The sequence below is a fragment of the Fusibacter ferrireducens genome (genome assembly GCF_015352425.1).
In the GTDB taxonomy this organism is placed as follows: domain Bacteria; phylum Bacillota; class Clostridia; order Peptostreptococcales; family Acidaminobacteraceae; genus Fusibacter_A; species Fusibacter_A ferrireducens.
In genome coordinates, this window is record NZ_JADKNH010000006.1 from 1 (window position 1) to 24,181 (window position 24,181).

21 protein-coding genes are annotated in these 24,181 nt (G+C 39.0%); 10 read left to right on the forward strand and 11 right to left on the reverse strand.

Translation table 11 applies throughout. From position 1 onward, the window contains the following. The first annotated feature begins 270 nt into the window (after positions 1-270). The 4 genes from ISU02_RS10380 to ISU02_RS10395 all read left to right on the forward strand — a co-directional run bounded on the left by ISU02_RS10380 (position 271) and on the right by ISU02_RS10395 (position 3,826). Complete coding sequence (locus tag ISU02_RS10380) at positions 271-999, forward strand: response regulator transcription factor (RefSeq protein WP_194701775.1); 729 nt, start codon at positions 271-273, stop codon at positions 997-999. Then, the gene (locus ISU02_RS10385) at positions 996-1,931 is read left to right on the forward strand and encodes a sensor histidine kinase (RefSeq protein ID WP_194701776.1); all 936 of its coding nucleotides are present in this window, start codon (positions 996-998) and stop codon (positions 1,929-1,931) included. Before ISU02_RS10380 ends, ISU02_RS10385 begins: the two co-directional genes overlap by 4 nt. Positions 1,932-2,220: 289 nt before the next feature. Beyond that, positions 2,221-3,144 carry an ABC transporter ATP-binding protein gene (locus ISU02_RS10390; RefSeq protein ID WP_194701777.1) on the forward strand — a complete coding sequence of 308 codons (924 nt, stop codon included), beginning with the start codon at positions 2,221-2,223 and terminating at the stop codon, positions 3,142-3,144. Further along, positions 3,137-3,826 carry an ABC transporter permease gene (locus ISU02_RS10395; RefSeq protein WP_194701778.1) on the forward strand — a complete coding sequence of 230 codons (690 nt, stop codon included), beginning with the start codon at positions 3,137-3,139 and terminating at the stop codon, positions 3,824-3,826. The genes ISU02_RS10390 and ISU02_RS10395 overlap by 8 nt, the downstream gene beginning before the upstream one ends. A gap of 116 nt (positions 3,827-3,942) precedes the next feature. Here the strand turns inward: ISU02_RS10395 and ISU02_RS10400 are convergent, their stop codons facing one another. Together ISU02_RS10400 and ISU02_RS10405 are read right to left on the reverse strand one after the other, a co-directional pair. After that, positions 3,943-4,524 carry a beta-class carbonic anhydrase gene (locus tag ISU02_RS10400; RefSeq protein ID WP_194701779.1) on the reverse strand — a complete coding sequence of 194 codons (582 nt, stop codon included), beginning with the start codon at positions 4,522-4,524 and terminating at the stop codon, positions 3,943-3,945. 96 nt (positions 4,525-4,620) lie between these two features. Continuing rightward, complete coding sequence (locus ISU02_RS10405; RefSeq protein ID WP_194701780.1) at positions 4,621-5,622, reverse strand: GGDEF domain-containing protein; 1,002 nt, start codon at positions 5,620-5,622, stop codon at positions 4,621-4,623. Positions 5,623-5,885: 263 nt separating this feature from the next. Here ISU02_RS10405 and ISU02_RS10410 point away from each other — a divergent pair, with 263 nt between their 5' ends. Then, entirely contained in the window at positions 5,886-7,067 is a 1,182-nt protein-coding gene (locus ISU02_RS10410; protein ID WP_194701781.1) for an NAD(P)/FAD-dependent oxidoreductase, read from the forward strand. Positions 7,068-7,303: 236 nt separating this feature from the next. On the opposite strand, the gene ISU02_RS10415 is transcribed toward ISU02_RS10410, so the two are convergent. The 8 genes from ISU02_RS10415 to ISU02_RS10450 all read right to left on the reverse strand — a co-directional run bounded on the left by ISU02_RS10415 (position 7,304) and on the right by ISU02_RS10450 (position 15,635). After that, positions 7,304-8,017, reverse strand: coding sequence for a B3/B4 domain-containing protein (locus ISU02_RS10415; protein ID WP_194701782.1), 714 nt, complete (start codon positions 8,015-8,017; stop codon positions 7,304-7,306). Between the two features lie 139 nt (positions 8,018-8,156). Continuing rightward, complete coding sequence (locus ISU02_RS10420; RefSeq protein ID WP_194701783.1) at positions 8,157-9,590, reverse strand: aminotransferase-like domain-containing protein; 1,434 nt, start codon at positions 9,588-9,590, stop codon at positions 8,157-8,159. Positions 9,591-9,592: 2 nt separating this feature from the next. Then, positions 9,593-11,062, reverse strand: a complete 1,470-nt coding sequence (locus ISU02_RS10425; RefSeq protein WP_194701784.1) for a methyl-accepting chemotaxis protein — start codon at positions 11,060-11,062, stop codon at positions 9,593-9,595. A 225-nt stretch (positions 11,063-11,287) separates the two neighbouring features. After that, positions 11,288-12,496: a molybdopterin molybdotransferase MoeA gene (locus ISU02_RS10430; RefSeq protein ID WP_194701785.1), complete on the reverse strand. Its 1,209-nt coding sequence runs from the start codon at positions 12,494-12,496 to the stop codon at positions 11,288-11,290. Between the two features lie 18 nt (positions 12,497-12,514). Further along, the gene (locus ISU02_RS10435) at positions 12,515-13,129 is read right to left on the reverse strand and encodes a nucleotidyltransferase family protein (RefSeq protein WP_194701786.1); all 615 of its coding nucleotides are present in this window, start codon (positions 13,127-13,129) and stop codon (positions 12,515-12,517) included. Then, positions 13,126-14,007, reverse strand: coding sequence for a selenium cofactor biosynthesis protein YqeC (yqeC, locus tag ISU02_RS10440; protein ID WP_194701787.1), 882 nt, complete (start codon positions 14,005-14,007; stop codon positions 13,126-13,128). Before yqeC ends, ISU02_RS10435 begins: the two co-directional genes overlap by 4 nt. A 10-nt stretch (positions 14,008-14,017) precedes the next feature. Then, positions 14,018-14,812 carry a selenium-dependent molybdenum cofactor biosynthesis protein YqeB gene (gene yqeB, locus ISU02_RS10445; protein ID WP_194701788.1) on the reverse strand — a complete coding sequence of 265 codons (795 nt, stop codon included), beginning with the start codon at positions 14,810-14,812 and terminating at the stop codon, positions 14,018-14,020. Position 14,813: 1 nt separating this feature from the next. Beyond that, the gene (locus tag ISU02_RS10450) at positions 14,814-15,635 is read right to left on the reverse strand and encodes an XdhC family protein (protein ID WP_194701789.1); all 822 of its coding nucleotides are present in this window, start codon (positions 15,633-15,635) and stop codon (positions 14,814-14,816) included. Positions 15,636-15,932: 297 nt separating this feature from the next. Here ISU02_RS10450 and ISU02_RS10455 point away from each other — a divergent pair, with 297 nt between their 5' ends. From ISU02_RS10455 to ISU02_RS10465, 3 genes are all read left to right on the forward strand, one after another. Continuing rightward, the gene (locus ISU02_RS10455) at positions 15,933-17,273 is read left to right on the forward strand and encodes a hypothetical protein (protein WP_194701790.1); all 1,341 of its coding nucleotides are present in this window, start codon (positions 15,933-15,935) and stop codon (positions 17,271-17,273) included. A 13-nt stretch (positions 17,274-17,286) separates the two neighbouring features. Next, a complete protein-coding gene (locus ISU02_RS10460) occupies positions 17,287-18,204 on the forward strand; it encodes an AEC family transporter (protein WP_194701791.1) in 918 nt (305 codons plus the stop codon). A 135-nt stretch (positions 18,205-18,339) separates the two neighbouring features. After that, positions 18,340-19,677, forward strand: coding sequence for a hypothetical protein (locus ISU02_RS10465; protein ID WP_194701792.1), 1,338 nt, complete (start codon positions 18,340-18,342; stop codon positions 19,675-19,677). A 171-nt stretch (positions 19,678-19,848) separates the two neighbouring features. Here ISU02_RS10465 and ISU02_RS10470 read toward each other — a convergent pair whose 3' ends face one another. Beyond that, entirely contained in the window at positions 19,849-21,024 is a 1,176-nt protein-coding gene (locus tag ISU02_RS10470) for a M20 family metallopeptidase (RefSeq protein WP_207736259.1), read from the reverse strand. 270 nt (positions 21,025-21,294) lie between these two features. Between ISU02_RS10470 and ISU02_RS10475 the strand changes: the two genes are divergently transcribed. Both ISU02_RS10475 and ISU02_RS10480 read left to right on the forward strand, forming a co-directional pair. Further along, positions 21,295-22,677 (forward strand): YfcC family protein, encoded by a 1,383-nt coding sequence (locus tag ISU02_RS10475; protein WP_194701794.1) that lies wholly within the window; start codon positions 21,295-21,297, stop codon positions 22,675-22,677. Between the two features lie 144 nt (positions 22,678-22,821). Beyond that, the gene (locus ISU02_RS10480) at positions 22,822-24,009 is read left to right on the forward strand and encodes a CaiB/BaiF CoA transferase family protein (RefSeq protein ID WP_194701795.1); all 1,188 of its coding nucleotides are present in this window, start codon (positions 22,822-22,824) and stop codon (positions 24,007-24,009) included. The last annotated feature ends 172 nt before the right edge of the window (positions 24,010-24,181 follow it).

Below are 24,181 nucleotides of genomic sequence, written 5' to 3' on the forward strand. Positions count from 1 at the left end.
TCATCGCCTTATCAAGTTTCTGTACGTAGGCTCAAGAACTTTGCTACACCACTTCCTTCATCCATACCATTACTGATACCAACTTGTGGTTCGCTACGCTTGGCGGTAAATACCCGCGACTGGACTTACACCAGCTAGATTAGTGCCATGCTTGGCACACCATCAAAAAAAGGAGCGTTTACGCTCCTTTTAATCATTAAATCGTGTTTTCTCTCATCAAAAATGTTAAACTTATGATGTTCCAAATTTTACTACGAGAGGTTCTTAAATATGCATCCCTATAAAATACTCCTTATTGAGGATAATCCAGATATATGCGAAATGCTCAGCCAATATCTTATCCGAGAAGGCTATACCGTTGATCTTGCCATGGATGGCGAACTCGGTCTACATAAAGCACTACATATGCATTATGATTTATTGCTTCTAGACCTGACACTTCCCAAATTATCGGGCATGGAAGTCCTCAAGCAACTGAGGATGAAAACACAAATACCTGTCCTCATCATCTCCGCGAAAGATAAAGATGTGGACAAAGCGTTAGGGTTGGGCTTTGGCGCAGATGATTACATTGCCAAACCCTTCTCCCTAATTGAAGTCTCTGCCAGAGTGAGTGCCGCAATCCGGCGCGCAACACATTACAGCACATTAAATACCGTCTCAGAACTTCAATCGAACACCTCCGAAAATGCCAAGTTGACTCAAATAGGGGCTTTAAAAATGGACTTTGAGAATTATGCCGTCTATAAAAATGATCAATTTATTAAGCTTACCAACAAGGAGTTTGGCATTTTGAGACTTTTGGCCACAAATCCAAAGCGCGTCTACTCAAAAGCTCAACTTTATGAGCAGATTTGGGAAGAAAACTATTACGGAGATGAAAATGTAATCAACGTCCAAATGCGCAGACTTCGAGAAAAAATTGAAGACAATCCCTCTGACCCCAAATACATTGTCACCATTTGGGGCATTGGCTACAAATTTGGTGACTTCTCATGATGACCGCATTGATCCTTCTATCCGTTTTAACGCTTACATTGTTCATTATTGCACTCAGACAATACAGCCTGAGAAAGTCCATAGAAGAAGACCTCATGCAAATCACTTCTGAATTAGAGAACCTTGTTGAAGGCAATGAAATCATTCGACTCTTTACAGACAACGACAAAGTCATTGCACTTCAAAAGCAAATCAATCAAACTCTGGAAGTCATACGACGCATTAGAGCCAATAGAAATCATGACGAAGCCAATATGAAGCGCATGCTCTCCAATATTTCTCATGACCTCAAAACACCTTTAACCGTTATTTCTGGGTATCTTGAAATGCTTTTAGAAGATGGGCCTCTTGAAAATGCCGAACAAAGACGCATTCTGGAACGCGTTCATTCTAAATCCAATGAAATCATTCATATTGTCAACTACTTCTTTGATTTGTCCAAAATAGAGTCAGAAGACTATCCCATTCCGCTCTCACGCGTTGACATTCATGAAATTTGCAAACAGAACATCTTGGAATTCTACACTTTACTCCAAAAAAAACAACTTGAAGTCTCCATTGACATCCCTGAGACCCCTCATTTTATCATCTCAAATAAAGATGCCTTAAATCGTATTTTAAACAATCTGATTTCCAATGCCATTCGTTACGGTTATGAAGGTGGCATTATAGGCATTGAGGTTAAAACAGAGGCCTCCTTTGTAACCATCACGATTTGGGACAAGGGAAAGGGCATTGAAGAACACGCCTTAGATCAAGTATTTGAACGCCTCTACACCCTAGAAGATTCTAGAAATAAGGACTACCAGAAAAGCGGCATTGGCCTTACCATTACAAAGCGTCTGGTGGAGCGCATAGGTGGCGAAATCACACTTACAAGTGACCCCTATCAATTGACTCGATTCAGTGTTAAACTCAAGACGTCAAATTAGGCTCGGAAGCTTATTGCGTCAGCTTAATGCCACGATTTGTTATCCATCTTAAAATTCTGTTTGATCCTAGGACATTTACCGAGTCAATGCACCGATTTAGAGTGCTTTTGAGATGTAAGAAAAAAGTAAGAACTGCGTAAGAAAAATGAATGAACTGTATTGTATCATTATCATTAATAACACTCAATCATTAATAACACTCATGACACACATCAGATCACACAAAAATGAATGCTCTATGTTTTATCACGATGAGTGCACACACAACACAAATTAAGTGAGGTTACAAATGGATACGATTCTTAAAACACACAACTTAACCAAAGCCTTTAATGGGGTTGAAGTCATTTCAAATGTGAATATGACCATTCGAAAAGGTGAAATTTATGGTTTTCTAGGCCCTAATGGCGCTGGTAAAACCACACTTATGAAATTGATCCTGAATTTGATTAAGCCCACTTCAGGGCAAATTGAACTCTTTGATGAAGCACTGACTTACAGCTCTTATGAGTTTCTCAATCGAATTGGCAGCATCATTGAAACAGCTGTTTTTTATGATCGACTTACAGGATATGAAAACTTAGAATTGCATTGTGAGTACATGGGATACCATGAGGACCAAGCCATTGAAAAAGCCCTGCAAATGGTGGATTTAGCCCATATTGGGAAGAAAAAAGTAAAAGAATACTCCTTGGGGATGAAACAAAGGCTTGCATTGGCACGTGCCATTATCACAAAACCTGAACTCCTCATATTGGATGAACCCATAAATGGTCTCGATCCTGTGGGCATTAAGGACATGCGCAATCTTTTAAAAAAATTAAACAAGGAGTACGGCGTCACCATATTGATTTCAAGCCATATTATTTCTGAAATCGAACAGATTGCAGATAAAATTGGCATTATCAAGAATGGTCACCTGATACAAGAAATTAAACTTGAAGATACGCGTATGGAGATGAAGACATGCTTTGAAATCGTCGTCAACGACAGCAAAAAAGCAGCTCTAATTTTATTGAACACATTGAATCTCGAAAACTTTAAAGTCATCGACGACACCACAATACGACTCTATGATTTTAAGCACCCGCAAACTGAAATCATGAATGCACTGATCCAAAATGGCATCCAGATCGATGCCTTCCTCAAGAAAAAGGACTCTCTTGAAGATTACTTCTTAAAAAATGTCATTGGAGGTGAAACAAGTGCATAAACTCATGAAACTCGAATCGAAAAAATACAATTTTAAACGCTATATTTTCAAAGCCATTAGCATTACCTTGATCCTCATCACCTTTCTCCTCTTGATATTTTTCGCGGACCAAGAAATAAGTGGCAAAACCTTTATGGATATCCACCAGATCTACATGCTTTCAAAAACATTGGTGAATATTTCGTTCCTTATTTTAGCCTCGGTGATGTTGGGGAGAATCGTCATAGGCGAGTACGATAAGCAGACCATATCGATTTTATTTTCTTATCCCATAAGTCGAAAGAAGTTGATATTGTCAAAACTTTTACTCATTTGTTCATTTATCTTTATCGCCATCATATGCGCCACGACTTTGTTGACATCTACCTTGTATGTGGTAAGCCATATTTACTATGACACCCCATTTGACATAACGCCTCAAGGCTACTGGTCATTATTGGTCAACCTGCTCATCAACAGCCTTGCATATACTTGCTTGAGCACCACATCACTCTATTTTGGTCTCAAAAAAAAATCAAGCACTAGAACGATCATTGCAGGTGTCATCATCGCCTTGTTTTTGGGATCAAACATCGGAGATTTTTCACTTGCAAATATCATTTTAGTGCCTATCGTTTTCGCTGTTGTTGGCATCTTCTTCACGAGTATGGTCATAAAAAATCTCGAACAAACCGACATTTAGAACAACTCATAAATTGACACCTTATTTTAGACATAAATTACACACATGCCTGTTCACGTGAGTTCATATGCCACAGGACAAAAGTCCATCTGCTAAAAGTCCGTCTGCTCTCTGGGTTATAACGTCCCTTTATCTATGAAAGAGTCCAACGCCACCACATCTAGTGCACCTGTTTCAGGGTGCATTAGCATGCCGTGGATTCTCACATCCTTGGGCATAAGCGGGTGATTGCGCAACTGATTAATACTTTCGTGAATGGCATCTTCAGGGGATTCAAACCCCTTTAGCCATTGATCAACATCGATCCCTGAATATTTGAGCATCTCAAGCGTTGAAGCTTCAAGACCGCGATCCATTGCCTTATCCAAAAGTGATTTGCCATCCAAGTGACACATGCCGCACCCGTAATGTCCTATAATCAAAACATCTTCCACGCCAAACTCATATACTGCAACAATAATACTTCTCGCAATACTTCCAAAAGGATGCATAATGGTTGCCCCTGCATTTTTGATGAGCTTCGCATCCCCATTTTTTATATTCAAGGCCCTTGGCAAGAGTTCTGTAAGACGTGTGTCCATACAAGACAAGATTACAACCTTCTTCTCAGGAATGCCAGAAGTGACCAACGCTTTATAATCCTCATTTAAGACAAACTGTTTATTGAAGGCTAGGATTTCTTCAACTCTGTTTACCATGATCTCACATCCTTTTGTATCATTATTTTATATAGATATTCTGCATAAATATTTATAAACAATTATACAAATTCACAGAAAAAAGTCAATATCTATTTAAAAATCCGATACGATGTGCACTTGATCTCTGCCCTTTTTTTTGGACTCATATAAAAGCGCATCCACTCGTGTATAAATGGTTTCAATATCTTTAGGTTTTTCCGTAATCAATGCACCGATGGAAATTTTAGAGTCAATACCTAAAAACATTTTAATCGTGTGACTGTATTTTTTTGTAAGTGTTTCGAATTTATAAAAAAGCCCTTCTATGGTGTGTACATTCACCTTGCCAGTCACCGCGAACTCATCACCACCTAATCGGTAAACTTTATCATCATCTCTAAAGGCATTCTTTAGCCATGTCCCTGCAATTTTGAGAACTTCATCCCCCTTTTGATGACCATAAGTATCGTTGAGCACTTTAAAGTTATCAATATCGATAAAAATGATAAAAAAGGGATCACCGGAACTGACAATTGATTCCAAATTGGAATTCCACGAACTTCTATTCAGTAAAGTGGTTAAGGGATCCGTTTCGATCAATTCATACATCTTTTCACGCATGAGCACAATGTTGATTAAAACATCGTTGACAATCATAAAATTCTTCACAAATTCAAGCGCTTCATCGGTTACAAATTTAGAAGGATAGACCAATATGATATTGTGGATCAAAAATTCACTGGAAATCATCTGTGAAACGGAAACAGGATATACCACCACAGTATGATTGGCAATCAAATCATAATCCACAAAGAGCGTTTCATGATTGAGCAAGCGTTCCTTATTCATTGAAATCAACTTGTATATAGGATGATCGGAATCCAAATTAGTTATGGTCCGATCTAAATAATACATAAAAGAATAGAGGCAACCTGTGCACCCCACAATGATATCGTTGAGCATCTCCAGATTAATCGTTTTATCAAAATGCACAAATTTAAGCAATTCAAAGCTCTGTCTTGACTCTGCCAATTGTCTTGTCAGTTTTCTATTTTCCTCTGATATATTATCTTTAACGGACTCCGTTGTCCGCTGATACTTATCAAACATATTCATATTGCCACTCCTCAAAGGTGATGTAAAAAAATAAATCACCATATCATTTTAGCACACTATGATACTGAATTTGTCAACATTTTATAAAAAGAAAGTAAATTTTTCACGGATGCATTGCGCTCAATGTTTGAAATTGTAAACATGGTGTTCATAGAACAGCATAATCATTCTATTACTATAGTAATTTTAACAAAATTAATCTATTATTTTTTAAAAAAAGGGTATATACTGTGTGAAACCAGACTTAACCAAGGAGGCAAATCATGAAAATAATTGTTATTGGAAATGGCGCTGCCGGTATTTCAGCAGTAGAAAGCATACTGGAAAATCAAGTTGACAACGCTTATGAAATAAAAATCATCACAAGTGAAGAGGCATCCATCTATTATAGACCTATGTTATCCGATTATATTTCACAATCCGCACTGCCGAATCGATTTTTTCTGCATCCCTATGCTTGGTATGAAGAAAATAATATTGAGCTCATCTGCGGCATGACTGTCACTGAAATTCTAAAGGCGCAAAACCAAGTAAAACTTAAAGATAACCGCCTATTATCATATGACAAACTCATTCTTGCAACAGGCAGTTATAATTTCATCCCACCATTAGAAGGCGTACACCTACCGGAAGTCAAATCGCTTAGAACCCTTAAGGATGCAGAACACATAAAAAAGATGGTTCAGCCTTCAAAACATGCGGTTGTCGTTGGCGGCGGTTTGCTTGGCCTTGAACTGGGTTGGCAAATGATTCAACTTGGTCTTAAAGTAACCGTTGTAGAGATGATGGAAAGACTCTTGCCAAAACAACTAGACCCTGAAGCTTCAGCCCTATTTTTAGAGAAAGTCAAAGAGACGGGGATGCATATTGTGACAGGTCTCGGCACCAATTCTATTTTAGGCACTGAGCATGTTGAAGGGGTCAAACTTTCAAATGACGAGATCATTCCTTGCGATTATGTCCTATTTTCCATTGGTATTCGTGCCGATGTTGCCCTAGCGCAACAGGCAGGGCTCGATATTGACAAGGGCATTATTGTCAACGATCAAATGCAAACCAGTGTGGAAAACATCTATGCGGCTGGAGATTGTGCTGAGTATCTGGGCATTAACTACGCCATATGGCCTGAAGCTGTATCACAAGGCAAGACAGCTGGCCTCAATGCGATTGGTCAGAAAGCATCATATGATGTCCTCGTGCCGTTCCACATCTATCACGGTATGAATATGCGACTCTTTTCAATTGGAGATGTGGGCCGCCTAGGTGAGACCGCATATGATATCGTTCGTTTTAAAAAGGATGACCATTTTGAAAAATTCTTCTTTAAAGAGGGCATTATCACAGGAGGTATCTTAATGGGTAACATCTCAAAATCTGCAAAACTTAAAAATGCACTTGCTCATAAACTGACTAAAGAGGCTTTCCTCGAATCCATTAAAGGGTAACCCCCCCCCCACAGAATACAAAATTTAAGCCATCTCTCGATGGCTCAAAACGATTTTCATTATTTTTAAAGGGCATTCAGTTGAATCAACTCATGCCCTTTTTTACGTGCCAATACACATTTTTATACAGACCGACGCGCACCATTGCACGTTCAAATCACATTCAAATTGACTTAAAAAGTTACTGCTCCTTCTCAATCACTGGTCCTCAATCACTAGCTCTTAATCACTAGCCCTCAATCACTGGCATCCAGTTGCAATTCTCTTTTAAACAAATCCAAAACTGCCACTTCTATTTGAGCATCCATATGATGCTTAAGCAGATCCGAAAGCCTTTCAATCGCATCGTTCAAATGAGCATGTTTATGAGATGAAATGGACTCTATGACCAATATTGCTGAATTTGTTTGCTCTGTGATTTTAGTGCGATCGGCCTCTCGCCAATTCCAATTTCTACAAATGCACCCCGCGTCATCTTTGTATATAATCTCATGTTGCACTGGATACTGCATCGTATCGCTTCCGATTTCATAAAAGGGTTCATCCCCATTTGCAAAGGTCAGTCTTATATTGCCCTTTATGCGATGCAGATCTTCACCGCCACAAGGCATGGCATATTTTAAAGAAATGGCATTATAAAAGTCCACCAGGGGGTTAATCGTTGGCAAGGGTTTGCCCTTTAAAGTTCTCGCATAGAGAGATTCAATGGAGGATCTATACTTCTTATTGGCATTAAACTTTTTATAAGCTTCACGCCATCTCTTAATCTCATCAATTTCCGCCAAGGTCTTGCCACTGTATTTGTTTTGAATAGAAGATGCCGTCTCGCTTAAAAAAGAAGTCGTCACTCTAGAATCCATTTTATTAGTCAAATGTCTTACGACAATTACACCAATTTTCGTCTCTGGAAAAAGTTTAAAAATAGCATCGTCAACAATCAATTTTTTCATGGTATCCTCCGTAAGTTGTTTTCAATACTATACCAAACCCTTAAAAGATTGTAACCAACCAAAAAGCTTTTTTATTACCCAGCCAAACTCATCCATAAAAACGCCGTCTTATCTGAGCATCAATGGCACCTTAATCATTTCAAAGTGCCTGAATTAATCGAGATATAATTTCAATCCCTTGGTCTATTTCTGACTTTGATGCATAAGCATAGGACAGCCTCAACGCGTGATTTTCCTTAAAATCATATATATGTCCCATATTCAACAGGATATTATTTTTAAGCGCCCGTTCAAAGAGAACTGAACTATTGATTTTTTTGTTGAGCACAAACCAGATATAAAATCCACCTGTTGGAACCTCCCACTTTCCATAAGGCGACATGTGACGCTTTAACGCCGCCACCATATGATTTCTTCGATCCAATAATTTAGCTCTCAAATCAGCACCGTAAAGCTCATGATAACCATGCTCAAACCATTTGAGTGCCACAAATTGCGACAGAGAACTCGTCCCATAATCCAATTGCATCTTCAAGTCCCCCAACCGCTCAATAACCGTCTGGGGCCCCGTCACCCACCCTACTCTTATGCCTGGTGCAAAGGTCTTTGAAAGCGTCCCAACATAGATGATATGTCCATTGGGATCAAGACTTTTAAGCGGATTTGCAGGTGGTGTATCCAACCAGAGTGCCCTGTATGCATCATCCTCAATCACTGGAATCTGGTATGCATTTACAAGTTCCATTAATTTTAAGCGATTTTCATCTGACATCACAATTCCAGTTGGATTGTGAAAAGTGGGCATCGTATAGAGCAAATTACCCTCTTTGCGCTTGTAAATTGATCTGAGCTGGTCCACATCCAACCCCTCATTTCCCATTGGAATCCCCTGTAACCGCATACCTGCAGATTGAAAAGTATACAGGGATTTCAAATAAGAGGGCGATTCCACATACACGTTTGAACCGAACTGCAAAAGTCCTATTGAAATCAAATGTAACGCTTGAAGCGCCCCTGAAGTGATGAGAATTTGATCAGGTGACGCTTTTATATTCAACGTTGTTAGATGCTGACTGATGGCCTCACGAAGTTTAAGTTGTCCCAAATTTTCCTCGTAACCAAGCGCCAAAACACTTTCAGAAGCTTCAATAAGCAGAGCCTTCATGATATCTTTTGGAAAAAGATCGGGGGACAGTTCGCCTGTTCCAAGCCGAATGATGCCCTCTTGGAATTCATATTTATTGATTTGTTGAATCATTTTATGATTCGGCTTATACAAACTGCTCTCAATATGGCGGTTCCAATCTGGTTGTTGCATCAAAGACCATGTATTATTGAAAACATATGTCCCTTTACTGCCATATGAAGCCATGATCCCTCGGGCTTTGAGTTCATCCAATACATGCGATATTGTGCTTCTATTGACTTCAAATTGCTCAGCGAGTTTGCGTTCCGAGGGCAATCTGGTGCCCACTGGCCAACTGCCACTCGATATTTTTGCTTTAAAATATTGTATAATTTGATCCTGTATATAGTCACTTTTTGACTTATCAGGCTTCCACTGAATCTGCATATCTATACCGTTTTGAAGTATGAAGTACTCTTGATACGTTCAGAAATTTGATGCATAATCTCAATAATTTGATGGCTTACGCCGTCTGCTTCTTCATAGAGTGCTATTGCCTTTGAGCGTTCGTTTCGCTCTATTAAATCCACAATTTTGCCTCCAGTTTCATGCAATTTATGATGTAGGGCATCTATGGTCTGCCAATCGCTTACAATTCTCGAATCATCCACAATGACAGAATGATAAAAATGACCGAACGCGCATTTTTTATCATTGATTTGAAGGGGAAGCAACGTCTTCTTTTGAACGATATCGTTTAAAGTGCTCATCCAATTTTGATGCGCTATGATCGCTTTATCCACTTCTTCGGAAACTCGAGTTAACTTGATGGCATTCTTGCCGCCATGTAGAGCGCCAAGAGAATCTTTGACCACTTTTGAGAGTTCATCATCGATCTTTGAGATATTGCGCGCTAAACTTTCACTGTTGGATGCATCTTCCAAAATAGATTTGGTCATCACACTGAGGCTTTCAGCATCTTGGCTTGAAGTTTCCATAGCTTGCGTGATTTCATCAGCAGAACTTCTGATACTCCGCACGGAGTCATGTACGATATTTACTGTATTAATTGTCGTTTCAAGCATTGAGATATTGGTGTCCATAGTCTTTGAGATCACATCAATTTGCTGACTCATGTCATTGGTGGATCTCAAAGTGTTGTTCATACTCTCAATGCCTTCATTGGCATTGACCTTAATGGCATCCACAAACCCGCGCATGCTCCCTAGACTCTCTTTTGTGGTTTCTGCAAGTTTTCGAATTTCTTCTGCAACCACTGCAAAACCTCTACCGTGTTCTCCAGCACGCGCCGCTTCAATCGAAGCATTGAGAGCCAAAAGGTTGGTTTGAGCTGCAATATTGTCCACATCTGCAACAATATTATTGATTTGATTGGTCATCTCAACCAATTGCTCAATTTGAATTTTCATCTGATTGGCATCGCTCATGACTTCTTCCTTGAGTTCAACCACATTGTTAATCTGTACAACGCCTTGCTGATTGCTTTCTTGAAGCGCTTTGGACTGTTCACTCAAGTAATCCAATTTATCTGTGACATCAGAAATGGTTTCATTGACCGTGATCATACTTGCCGTGGTTTCTTCCACAATGGCAAGGTTGGATTCACTCACATTTGAAAGCTCTGATGCAAACACTTTTAATTTTTTAGAGGAATGTGACATATTGACATCGAATCCACTGATTTCAGTTGTAATACTCAATAGTTTTTGAGCATTGTCACTAAAGGCTTTTTCGTTTTGGAATAACTTTTTAAAAGAAGTCATCAAATCTTTATGAATAGAGTATTCTATTTTAGGCTCTTCTACAGCGTTGCCCTCCATATACTGATCCACATATTCTATAATGCATACGGCTTCTTCACAAGGTTTTTTCTTAAACAATCTCAGTTTCTTTGACATACTGCCTCCTCTTTCCAACATCAATTTTATGATTTGATTTGTTACACGTTCTAAAGTTGATACAAGTATACCTTATTTAGAGTTATCCCAACAATATCTTTTGGGACTAAAACTATTTTTTTACGTCTATTTTACAAACAACCTTTAGGACACCGCTTAGTACCCCAAAACGATTTTCGCTGACGCTGTTTAGCTTGAACATGCTGAAATACGATCCATCCAAAGTCAATCCAAGTAATAGCCTTCAACAACCATCTCCTTTTTTATGACCCCAGGCGATCTGGGAATGATGACATAGCCATCTGATTGCGAAAGCAATGTGATCATGCCCGATTTTCCAGACGTTGGATGAGCCAAAATGCCTTCTGCGGTTTCTTCAAAGGACATCATTTGGTAAGTATCTCGTCCTTCAGCTGCATAGATGTCTTTTGTAAGCTTAACCATGACCTTATGGTCTTTTTTAACTTCATGACCCCAAGTCTTCATAATTTCACCAACGATGAGCTTAAAGACCACAATCGCCGAAACAGGATGCCCTGGCAATCCAATAATGGGTTTGTTCAAATGTTTTGCCACAAGAGTTGGTTTCCCAGGTTTTATCGCCATACCGCTGATGAGCACACCCTCTGATGCTGTTTCACAGAGCAAATCATACGTATAGTCCTTTTCGCCCACTGAACTCCCACCTGATATGACCACCAAATCTGCCATTTTAAGTGCCAATTCAATTTCAGCTTTAATGAGGGCATAATCATCTTTTAACACACATCTATTAACCACTTCAAGCCCCATTTCTTCTGCAATTGCAGTCAATGTGTACCCATTAATTTCCCTACTCTGTCCATAGGATAATCTTTCATCCAATGTGATCAGTTCATCTCCTGTGGATATTAAACAGATTTTAGGCTTTTTAAGGACCTGAACCCTTTGTTTTCCCAAGGAAGCCAATACGCCTATATGCTGAGGTTTAAGACGTGTGCCTTTTTTTAGAACCAACTGTCCCGGCTTCATATCATCACCAATTTCTATAATGAATGCCCTGTGATCCGCACCTTTATTGAATTGAACAACTGTAGGCGTCAACATACAGGTGTCCTCTATCATCACCATGGTATCTGCGCCTTTGGGAATGACACCTCCAGTTGGCACGTAGACACAGGTGTTCTCTTTCAACTCTATATCCAAAGCTTCGCCCATATCCACTTTTCCCACTAGAGTACACTGGCAGGGCTTTTTATTAAACTTAACCGCATAACCATCCACAGTAGATTTTGGGAACTCAGGCACAAACGCATCACTGATGAGATCATCCGCCAAAATGCGGTTTGAAGCCTCTTCCAAGCCAATACATGCCGTGCCGCAGACATTATTATCAAATGCCGTTCGTACGACAGACAAAACATGATCAATTGGGTTCAAGTCTATTTTTTTCATAAAATACATCCTCAACTACTATTTTTTTTGATCCATTTCATTTAATACACGTTGATACATCATTTCATCATCAATATCCCAAAAAAAACTTGATCTTTCAATAAAATGTGAAATCACATGAGATTTCGCTTTAAAGATGACACTGCGCCCACCTTGATCTCCCTTGACTTCCCTTAAAGCATTAAACCATGCAGCGCCAAAGAGTACAGGCGCACCTCTCCCCTCATGTCCAACAGGTGTTACAATGGTCTTTGGACTTCCACTCTGTTCAAAAGAATGGATCATTTGATCGATATGCTCTACATCAATCAAGGGTTGATCGCCCATAAAAAAGAAACAGCCTTCAGCGCCTGTTGCCATTTCCGATAGACCCTTGATCATAGAGGTGCTTTGCCCCACCAGATAGGCTTTATTTTCAATACATTTGACGGGATAAGAAGCCATTAATTCAGACAGCGCATCGTAATCTCTTCCCCCTATGACGATCACTTCCGAAAGTGTCGTTTTCAACATCGTCTTGACGATGGTTTCAATTACCGTACACCCATTCAGCGGCAATAATATTTTATTTTTTTGCATTCTTGTGGATGCGCCAGCCGCTAAGACGACGCCAGATATATGCGTTTTTTTCATCCTTGATCACCATCTGATTTGCCCAAATAAGCGGCATAAGTCCACTTTTTATCCAATGAGACCACCAAGAAATGCTTGATCTTTGAATTCATGCGAAATAGCTTTTGAGATAAATCCAAAAAGTCATATGTTTGCGTTAAACAATCTGCCTGATTGAAGAGTGCGACCACCTCACATCCCTCTGGCACCGATTTTAAGAAACTCTCTTCGCCACTGAAGAGTGTCAATAAATCTTCAAAGTGAAGAGCATCTCCAGCTTTTTTCCCCGTTAACGCCGAAAATTGATCTAATCTGTGAACGGTCTCTTCAGAAACAGGTTGATTAAGACCTCTTAGCCCCATGACGACAATGACTAAGTCAGAACACTGCGGCAACACGGGTTCATGAGTGCCATAGGCTTTTAAGGGGCGACGCCTGGAACCATCTGCTTCGATTAAGATCAAATCATATAAATTCGCCTTTGCAATTTGATCCACAAGCGTTTGATCCACCCCTTTTAATTTGATCACTTGACTGCCATCAATATCCAGACCCGCTCCAACTTCGTTTAAAAATAATCCAGTCACTTGGTTTGACGTGGTTAAAGGTGCCAATAGCATCAGCTTTTCTAAAAGAGCGCGCTCCTGAAGGCCTTGCTGATAAATCGTATGATCTAGCCCAACATCGGGTTTGAACATCATAGTGGTTGTCGTCACTAAAATTCTAAATTCCGATTTTAATTGATTCGCAAGATGGTAAATCAAACTGGTTTTACCGCCAGCGCCTACCACAGAAACAACGAGACTTTTGCCCTGCCTTATGGCAGTCTCTCGTTTGCTTTTAATCACCGCTTCGATAGATAAATTTGAAATACTATTGAGTTCATTTACAGCATACATATTGCACTTCCTATCTGGAGTTTAAACCAATTAATATAGCCTCTAATACGCCGCCAGCAAGATTTCGCCCCTTATCACTGATGGTAAAACAATGCTGTACATTGCCTCTGGGATCAATATCTCCTATTTTAAGACCTTCTGTGATTTTTACAGACTCATGAATTAAGCCTCTGATCACACCATCTAACTTGGCCATAACAGGCACCCCACCGACGGTCATCACCACTTCCCCAACACGTACGAAATCGCCTATTTTTTTTTCACATCTCATGTGCCCTGCACAGGGCGCGCGTAAAACGCGTTCATGCGTGTATCCGCCAATGTCGCCTGGCACATGCGTATTCTCTTTTGCAAAACCACTGAAGATCAATCGACCTAAATCATGACCTCTACTCGTTTCAATCACTGTATGTGCATCGACACCAGCTCTTATATTAGGCCCTAATCCAATGACGACTTTTGCATATGATTTTTTATAATGGACCTTCTTTTTAGACAAGGTCGCATCCACAAAGACATCGGGTTTAAAAAAGTCATAAATTTCAGATTCTGGAAGGGTCAACACAGGAATTTTACCCTGTTCCTGTGTTATTTCAATTTCATCTACAGAATTGATCCAAACGGCTTCAATCCCCTCTACCACATATGAACTTTCATAAATGGCATTTGAAAAAGAAACTGTCCGCCTGATCATTCTCGGGGTTTCAAGCTCAGAAACAACCACCTTATAGCCACTTCTATATAACTTTTGAATCACGGCAGATGCCAAATCGCCACCGCCTCTAATCAGTACTTTGGTGGTCATTCTATACACCTTCCCTTTTCATTTGATTCATGAAAGGCCCGGGCTTTCCAAATTGAACAGCCTGAATTTCTGCCATTATGGAAAGTGCAATTTCCGAAGGCGTTTCTCCACCAATATCGAGCCCAATCGGGGCGTGAACCGCACTGATTTTTTCTTCTGATACGCCCTCTGCCCTAAGGGTTTCAAAACAATAATTCACTTTATTTTTACTGCCAATCATGCCCACATAGTCCACTTTTTGTCTCAAAATTGCTCTTAAAATTTCTAAATCGTGCGTATGACCATGTGTTACAATCACCACACTGGTATTCGACTTAATCTCAATTTCTTCCAATAAAGTCTGAACTTCACCTGACAAGATCACATCCGCAGATTCAAAACGTTCCTTAGTGGCATACTCGCTACGCGCGTCCACAATGGTCACATGATACTCTAAAAGTTTCGCCATTTTCGAAAGCGCCATGCCTATATGCCCTGCGCCAAAAATAATCAAAGCCTTCCCAGCTGGAAACACCTTTATGAAGACATCTACTTTGCCGCCACAGGCCATGCCAAGTGCGTTTTCAGAGTCGCTAAGCGTCAGTTCATAAGAAAATGCAGAAGAGGCTTGCGTTTCAAGACATACAACGGCATCTTGCCTTGCCTTTTCTTCCACACCGCCCCCGCCTATGGTACCTGCAAGAAGCTTTCCCCCACGCCCCACAAGCATCATGCTTCCTTTATCACGTGGCCCACTGCCAACTTTATGAGTTACCATCACAAGTGCCACAGCTTCCCTGTGATCTATACCCTCTAATAATCTTTTTACAACTGTTGATTCCATTTTAGCCTCCTGTATTTATATCCAAAGTGAATGCGATCTCTATTCAAAGGGAATGCCATCGTCATTCAAATGAGCAACACTGCCTTCCATTAGTTACACTAATATGAGTCGTACTAAATTATGTAATAATCATAACCTTATAAGGCGCTATCTTCAACCAATTGTTTGCTTTTTAATGGACAAAATTTGAACCTCATAAAGGCGGATGATTGCGATTATGCCAAAGTTGATATATAATTTATAAACAAATAATATTTTTTAAAAGAAGAAATCTATGCTTATGGAAAGGAGTGGCCCATGAAAATCGGTTTTCTGGGATCAAAGATCCGAGTAAATGATATGAAAAAAATATTTAGTACACTTTTTACGAATATTACGCCTATATTTATTATAGATAATTTTGTTCATTACCAAGAACATGTTGAACAAGAAATTAAAGCAATAAAAGCCACCCTGGATGGTTTTATATTTTTAGGGGAACTCCAATATGAACATTACAGCTATATCTTGTCACCAGACATCCCCTGTGTCTATTTAAAGAAAGATTGGTCTTCACTTCAAATTGCATTTTTAAAAGTTTCCATCAGAGACATAGATTTTAGGAATGTCAGTATTGACAGCTATACCAGCTCTGAACTTCAACATCTATTCTCCGATTTAGACATTTCCGACTCAGAAAACAATACACATTTTATCACGCGCAGACGTTTCGATAAAACCTACGTCTCCAAAGTATTTGAAGAGCATCTCTTGCTTTATAAATCCAATACTGTACGTGGATGCGTTACAGCATTGCATCCAGTCTATGATTTGTTAAAAGGCGCTGACATTCCCTGTATTTATGTAAAACCTAGTGCTGAAGCCATTATAAAGACCGTTAATGCCGTCGTTGAACAAATTAATACGCGCAAAAATACCATTGGGCATACCGCTATTTTAATCATAAAGATCATCCCCAAAAAAGAGTATTCTTATGTGCGTAAAGACGAATACCTGTACATGCATGAAAAAATAAAAGTAGCTGAAGAAATTTACTATTTTGCCCGAAATACTAAAGCAGCGGTTGTGAGTGAATCCAATGATAAATTCATCATTTTGATGAATAAGTCCGATCTATTTGAATACACCCAAGGCTTCCAATGCTTCTATCTTGTACATTCCATCAATGCCAACACCAACTGCGATGTCAATATTGGCATTGGATACGGTTTTGACCCAAGTGAAGCAAAACACAACGCCAATATCGCCATAGATCGTCTGAGTGACTCAATTCCAAATCTCATCTACATCGTGCCTTATGAGAACTCGGTAATTGGTCCATTAGAATTCTTGCATGCTGAATTCTCCACTGAGAAAAGGGTCGAAGAAAAATTGATCCTTGAGATTTCCAGCAAAACGGGGATATCTCAGACACTGCTTTACGATCTCTACATCCTCATGGAAAAGCAAAAGAAAAACAGCTTCACGTCACCAGAACTCTCAAAGAATTTAGGCATTTCGCAGCGTAGCTCAAATCGACTTTTATTAAAACTTGAAGAATCCAACTATGCGGTTCATGCAGGCAAGCAATTGACAGGAAAATCTGGCCGCCCAAGTGATATATACGAAATTACGTTAACCAAGACCATTACATCATAATAAGGAGCCTGCATTGAGTTATTCAAAAATTATATCAGAAATCTTCATACTCATCATCTATGTCATCATCGGTTTTTATGCAAAAAAAAGAAAGTTCTTGACGGACTCGGGAATAGAAGATATCAGTAAGATCGTCGTCAACATCGCCATGCCCATGTTGGTGGTCTCCGCCATGAATATCGATTATGAAACGGAGTACGTTCATAATATGATCACACTTGCCATTTGTGCTTTTTTCTACTTGTCCACGGTTTCCTTGCTCAGCAGAAAACTCGCAACATCCATCACACACAGAGAAGACCATGTCAAATCCATTAGGTATGCTCTCATTTTTGGCAATACTTCTTTTCTGGGGTATCCCATCAGTTATGCGCTCTTTGGAGAACTTGGCATGCTCTACACTTCTGTCTTTGTTGCCATGCAAAATATATTCCAGTGGACAGTGGGTGTCCACATTTTTAAACAGGATAAGTTTGAATTCAAATCACTTAAAAGACTTTTGAATCCAGGTTTAATTGCCATTTTTTTTGGTATGACACTGTTCTTTTTGGGGATTAAGACACCCCCTTATTTACAGAGAGTCATTAAAAATCTCGGTGCCATCTCTGTCCCACTTGCACTGATGGTCATCGGTGCCACACTTGCCGAATACGAACTCAAAAAAATTATTAGAGATCGTGAAGCACAAGTGGTTTCCGCTATAAAATCACTTGCCTTTCCAACTCTTTTTCTCGGAGTGCTTCTGCTTCTGCCCATACCCTCTATGCTCAAAGCTATTTTGATCATACAGACAGCGGCACCTGTCCAAGCATCGGCTGCCTTATTTGCAAAAAACTTTGGTGGTGAATCGGGCATCGTTGCAAAGTGTGTTGCCATTACGACGCTTTTATGCACCATTACCATACCACTTTTTTTAATGTTTGTTCAGTAAATTTTAGAGCACCATAAAAGGTGTCTCTCATTGCTCTCCTCATCATGGCAGTTCATATATAGTCGTTTACAAAAGTGACCCAAATCATTCACTTGGTGTTTTGATAATCTTGTATGTTATCGAAAGGGGAATCTCATGAAAATTGGTTTTTTTGGAACAAAGGTGAGAATAGCAGCTATCCAAAATGTATTTCGTACATTTTTTGAAAATATTACACCTGTATATGTTGTAAATAATCTGAGCTACTATCAGGAGCAAGTGGAAGCAGAACTTAAAGCGATAAAGCCCACTCTGGATGGTTTTATATTTTTGGGTGAACTCCAATATGAACATTACAGTTATATCTTGTCGCCAGACATCCCCTGTATCTATTTGAAGAAGGATTGGTCTTCACTTCAAAGTGCATTTTTAAAAGTTTCTCTCCAAAATATAGATTTTAGAAATGTCAGCATCGACAGTTATACCAGTTCCGAACTTCAGCACCTGTTCTCCAATTTAGACATTTCAGACTCGGAAAATAATACGCATTTTATCACGCGCAGACGTTTCGATAAAACCTACGTCTCCAAAGTATATAATGAACATCTTTTACTCTATAGAACAAATGTTGTGAAGGCCTGTGTTACAGCATTGTTGCCCGTCTACGAATTATTAAAGAGTGCTGAAATCCCCTGTATTTATGTAAAGCCAAGTGCTGAATCCATCATTAATGCAGTGAATACCATTATAGACCAAATTAATACGCGTAAAAATACTATTGGACATACCGCCATTTTGATCATAAAGTTATTTCCTAAAAAAGAGTATTCATATATGCGCAAAGACGAGTACTCGTACATGCACGAAAAAATAAAAGTAGCTGAAGAAATTTACTATTTTGCCCGAAACACTAAAGCAGCGGTTGTAAGTGAATCACAGGATAAGTTTATCATCTTGATGAACAAATCAGATCTATTTGAATACACACAGGGTTTCAAAAGTTTCTATCTTGTAAATGCCATCAATGCCAATACCAACTGTGATGTCAATATTGGCATCGGATATGGTTTTGATCCCAGTGAAGCAAAATATAATGCCAATATCGCCATAGAGAAACTTGAGGATTCCGTTCCAAATCGCGTCTATATTGTCCCTTACGGAAACTCAGTCATTGGACCCTTAGAATTTTTACAGGCCGAATTCTCTCATGAAAAGAGCATAGAAGAAAAATTGATCCTTGAGATTTCCAGTAAGACAAGTATATCTCAGACGTTGCTTTATGACCTCCACACACTCATGGAAAAGCAAAAGAAAAACAGTTTCACATCGCCTGAAATCTCAAAGGCACTAGGCATTTCGCAGCGCAGTTCAAATCGACTTCTATTAAAACTTATGGCCTCCAACTATGCTGTTTATGCAGGTAAGCAAGTGACGGGAAATTCAGGTCGCCCGAGTGATATATATGAAATCACACTTCATACGGCAACCTCATGATTCAAAAATGACATTGGCAGTCTTCAACTATTTAGATCATCGACGCCTATACTGAAATTTGCTCATACTAAAGGCAGCCACTTTCCAAGCATTGGCTGCCTTATTTTTAAAGATCAGATGCCCCCACTTATGAGGTCATCTGAAAAATGATATGCTTTAATATCCTACGTTCTAATCTAAAAATGATTTCACATTTTCAGACTCTAGAATAGCATCTGTAATGAGCACTATGCGCTCGATTGCGGAATCCACAAGTGCATATTCTCTATTCGTATGATTCCATTCACCTTTGACACCCATACTACAAAGACATGGCACACCTGCTATCGTTATAAAAGCGGCATCTGATGAGCCACCAATGTGAATAGGCTCCGTTTCACCAAATCCATTTTTTACCGATATGCCATTTACAAATTCATACGCTTTTTGATTGATCTTATTAGAAAATGGAGGGAAACCACCATCTATAAATACTTCGCCAGTTGTTCCTTCAACTTTACAGGTCTCAGCGATTTGTCTGAGGTCTTCAACGATGTCCTCTTTCATGTCCACGTCATTATATCTGACATCGATTTCAATTTCAGCATAATCAGGCACTGCATTTGCCACAGTTCCCCCTTTAATCGTACCCACTGAGAAAGTGACCTCTTCATACTTCTCGTTTAAAGCTTGTATACTCAAAATCTTATGTGCCATTTCTTGGATTGCATTGATACCATCGCTAAAGTTAGCGCCTGCATGCGCTGATTTACCTCTCGTAGCAACTCTGCAAGCAATTCTGCCCTTTCTTGCAACAGTAATTGAATTGCCTACGATTCCAGTCTCCATATTGAAAGCCAGTTTGCAGCCCTTGCTCTCATCTGTCATCAATTGACCTTGATTAGAATGCTCATGACCATGCTCCTCATCGCCACTGATTATGACTTTGATTGGTTTTTTATAATCTAGAGCTTTGAGCAACTTTATGATATAAAAAATGAGATTGACGCCACCTTTCATATCTAGCACGCCAGGACCAAATACCTTGCCGTCTTCTACTCTAAAAGGATTATCTTGGATAAAGCCATCTTTAAAAACAGTGTCCATATGACCTGTTAATAAAATGCATTCATCTGGATTGCCCGTACCACATTCTCCAATGAGTAGAGGACCTGCCTTGTCATATTCATAAACCTTAGTGCTCATGCCTAATTTCTCCAACTCTTGTCTTACAAAATCACACACTGCATTGACGCCTTCACGATTATGAGTAAAGCTTTCAATTTCAACGATTTCTTTCCATGTCTTCAGGATAGCTTCTCTATTGACGTTGCATGATTTCATTGCTTCTAAAATAGTAGGATTCATTCTGACACCTCTTTCTTCATATTTTAACCACATTATATTAACAATTAGAATGACATAATAGTGACTAAAATCTGTCTGTAATATAAATACTCATTTCACGAAGTACTCAAATTTCAACTAAAAACAATTTTAGACACATTATAGCTCATTTTAAGTCTTTCATTTATCTGTTAATATTTCGTTAACAATTATCGACGATTTGTTAATATGACTTGGGGGTTTTGTTAACAGTTATGAATTGTGGATAAAAATAAAAAAAGGAGTGATATTATGACGAGTTCTACTCAAAAATCAAAAAGAAAATTTAAAATGCCTGATACGTATGTTTTATTGGTATTTTTTATTCTCGGTGCGGCTCTGTTAAGTTACATTTTGCCCGCAGGAACTTATGAAACGATCGGTGATACAAAGACAATTGATCCGAATTCATTTCACTTTATCGAACGAACACCTGTAAATCCTTTTCAGGCTATTTTATCCATTTCAAAGGGGATGGTCAAAGCAAGCTCCATCATTTTTACAGTGTTTTTAGTATCAGGGGCATTTAAGGTTATTAATGACACAGGCTCAATTGATTCTGCAATTGACTCACTATCAAATCGTTTAAAATCAAAAGTCATTATTTTAATTCCTATCATTATGATTTGTATGTCTGTACTCGGTTATCTTGGTATTATTGTCAATCAGACTATTGTTTTTATTCCTATCGGTTTGATCATTGCTAGAAAACTGAAGATGGACCCTATTGTTGGTTTATCCATGATGTACCTTGCAACTTATTCTGGTTTTATCGGATCTGGTTTGTGCCCATTCACGGTTCTCGTTGCACAAAAAATTGCTGGGCTACCACTTTTATCTGGTATTGAATTCAGAACTGTTGTCTTTTTATTCCTCTTAGTATCTGCAATCATTTATTTAATGCGATATGCCAAAAAAGTTTTGGATGATCCTTCAAAATCTATATTGGGAACGGATTACGAATGGGCAGTTGAAGCACACAAAACTGCTGAATTTAGTGCAAAACACAAAATTGTTCTCGTTGCACTCTTTATAACTTTTGGCATTTACATTTACGGTGCTCAAAAATTAAGCTGGGGTATGAACGAACTCAACACAGTTTGTATTTTACTTGCAATCTTTAGTGGTGTTATTGGTGGCATGTCTCTTGATGATATGAGTAAATCATTTGTAGCAGGTTGTAAAATGGCTGTGTTCTCAGCACTTTTAATTGGATTTGCAACAGCGATCTCAGTTGTGCTTTCACAAGGTAACATTATTCACACAATTATCTACTATGCTTCAATGCCTTTAGGACATTTGTCTTCGTACCTATCTGCACTCTTTATGTTCTTCTTCAACTGGGGCTTTAACTTCTTCGTGCCATCAGGTAGTGGACAAGCGGCTGTTGTTATGCCAATTTTAGCACCACTTAGTGATGTTATCGGCTTATCTAAACAAGTTACTGTATCTGCATACAAATACGGTGACGGTATCACAAACTTAATCATTCCAACATCAGGCACATTGATGGGCTTCATCGGTCTAGCAAAAATACCTTATGAAAAATGGTTAAAATTCATATTGCCTCTAATCGGTATTTGGACTGCAATTGCAGCAGCGTCATTACTAATCGGTGTTGCTATAGGATTCTAAGCACTACAACAAGTTGATTACAACAAATCACACACCCATATAAATTATTTAAGGATATGACTGTGCCCGTTGAGAGCACAGTCATATCTCTTTGTCAAATAAGAAAAGGCATTTAAGACACAAAAGCATTTAAGGAGGTTTTTTATGGAACAGGCACTAAAAGGCATTAAAGTATTGGATTTAACACGTGTTTTAGCGGGACCCTATTGCACCATGATTCTCGCAGATATGGGCGCAGATGTCATCAAAGTGGAAGCCCCAATCAAAGGCGATGATTCAAGACAATTCGGCCCTTACGTCAACGGTGAAAGCGCTTACTTTATGAGCATCAATCGCAATAAAAGAAGCATCACAATGAATTTGAAAAATCCAGAAGCAAAAAAAGAATTTTTCAAGCTCATTAAATCCGTAGATGTCGTCACTGAAAACTTCAAACCAGGAACCATGGAAAAATTAGGCCTTGGCTATGATGTGCTCAAAGAAATAAACCCTCAGATCATTTATGCCGCAACTTCAGGTTTTGGTCATACAGGACCCTATAGTGCACGTCCTGCCTATGATGGTGTCGTTCAAGCTATGGGAGGCATTATGAGCATCACAGGCCAAAAGGGCGGCAAACCTACACGTGTGGGCCCATCTGTTGGCGATATTATGGCTGGCATGTTTACGGCAATTGGCATCTTAGGTGCACTACACTACAGAACCGAACACGGCATAGGTCAAAAGATTGATGTGAGCATGTTGGATTGTCAAGTAGCTGTGCTTGAAAATGCCATCTCAAGATACATGGCAACGGGTGTCTCACCAAAACCTGAAGGCAATCGTCATGCTTCAATTGTACCATTTGAACCCTTTGATACTTCAGATGGTGAAATTATGATTGCAGTTGGGAACGACTCTATTTGGCAAAAATTCTGTACTCAGATTCAAAGAGAAGATTTAATTTCAGATACATTATTCGCCACAAATCCATTGCGTTCAGAGAATTACGAACATCTCCGTCCTATTCTGGGAGACATCATAAAAACCAAAACAACTTCTGAATGGCAAGCTATTTTCGATGCAAATGGCATTCCAAATGGTCCTATAAACAATATTGAAAGCGTTGTCAACGACCCACAAGTGAACCACAGAGAAATGATCGTGGAAATGGATCACCCTATTGCCAATAAAATAAAGATTCCAGGCGTCCCTATTAAAATGAGTGTGACGCAAGGCACTGTCCATAAAGCTTCTCCAATTCTCGGCGAAGATACAGCGGATATTTTAAAAACCATGAACGGGCTCACCGACTCTGAAATAGAAAACTTAAAAAAGATCGGTGCTATCTAAATGCTTCCGTAAGTTCCATTTGAAAAACTGTCTCTCCATAAGACTTATAATGTGAGAGACAGTTTTTTTATATCTATTTTATATTTGTATTTTTGAAATCATTGCTATTTTGCACTTAATTTTTTTATTTAATTATTGTAATTAGGGGTATTATTAGAGTAATATAATTCAA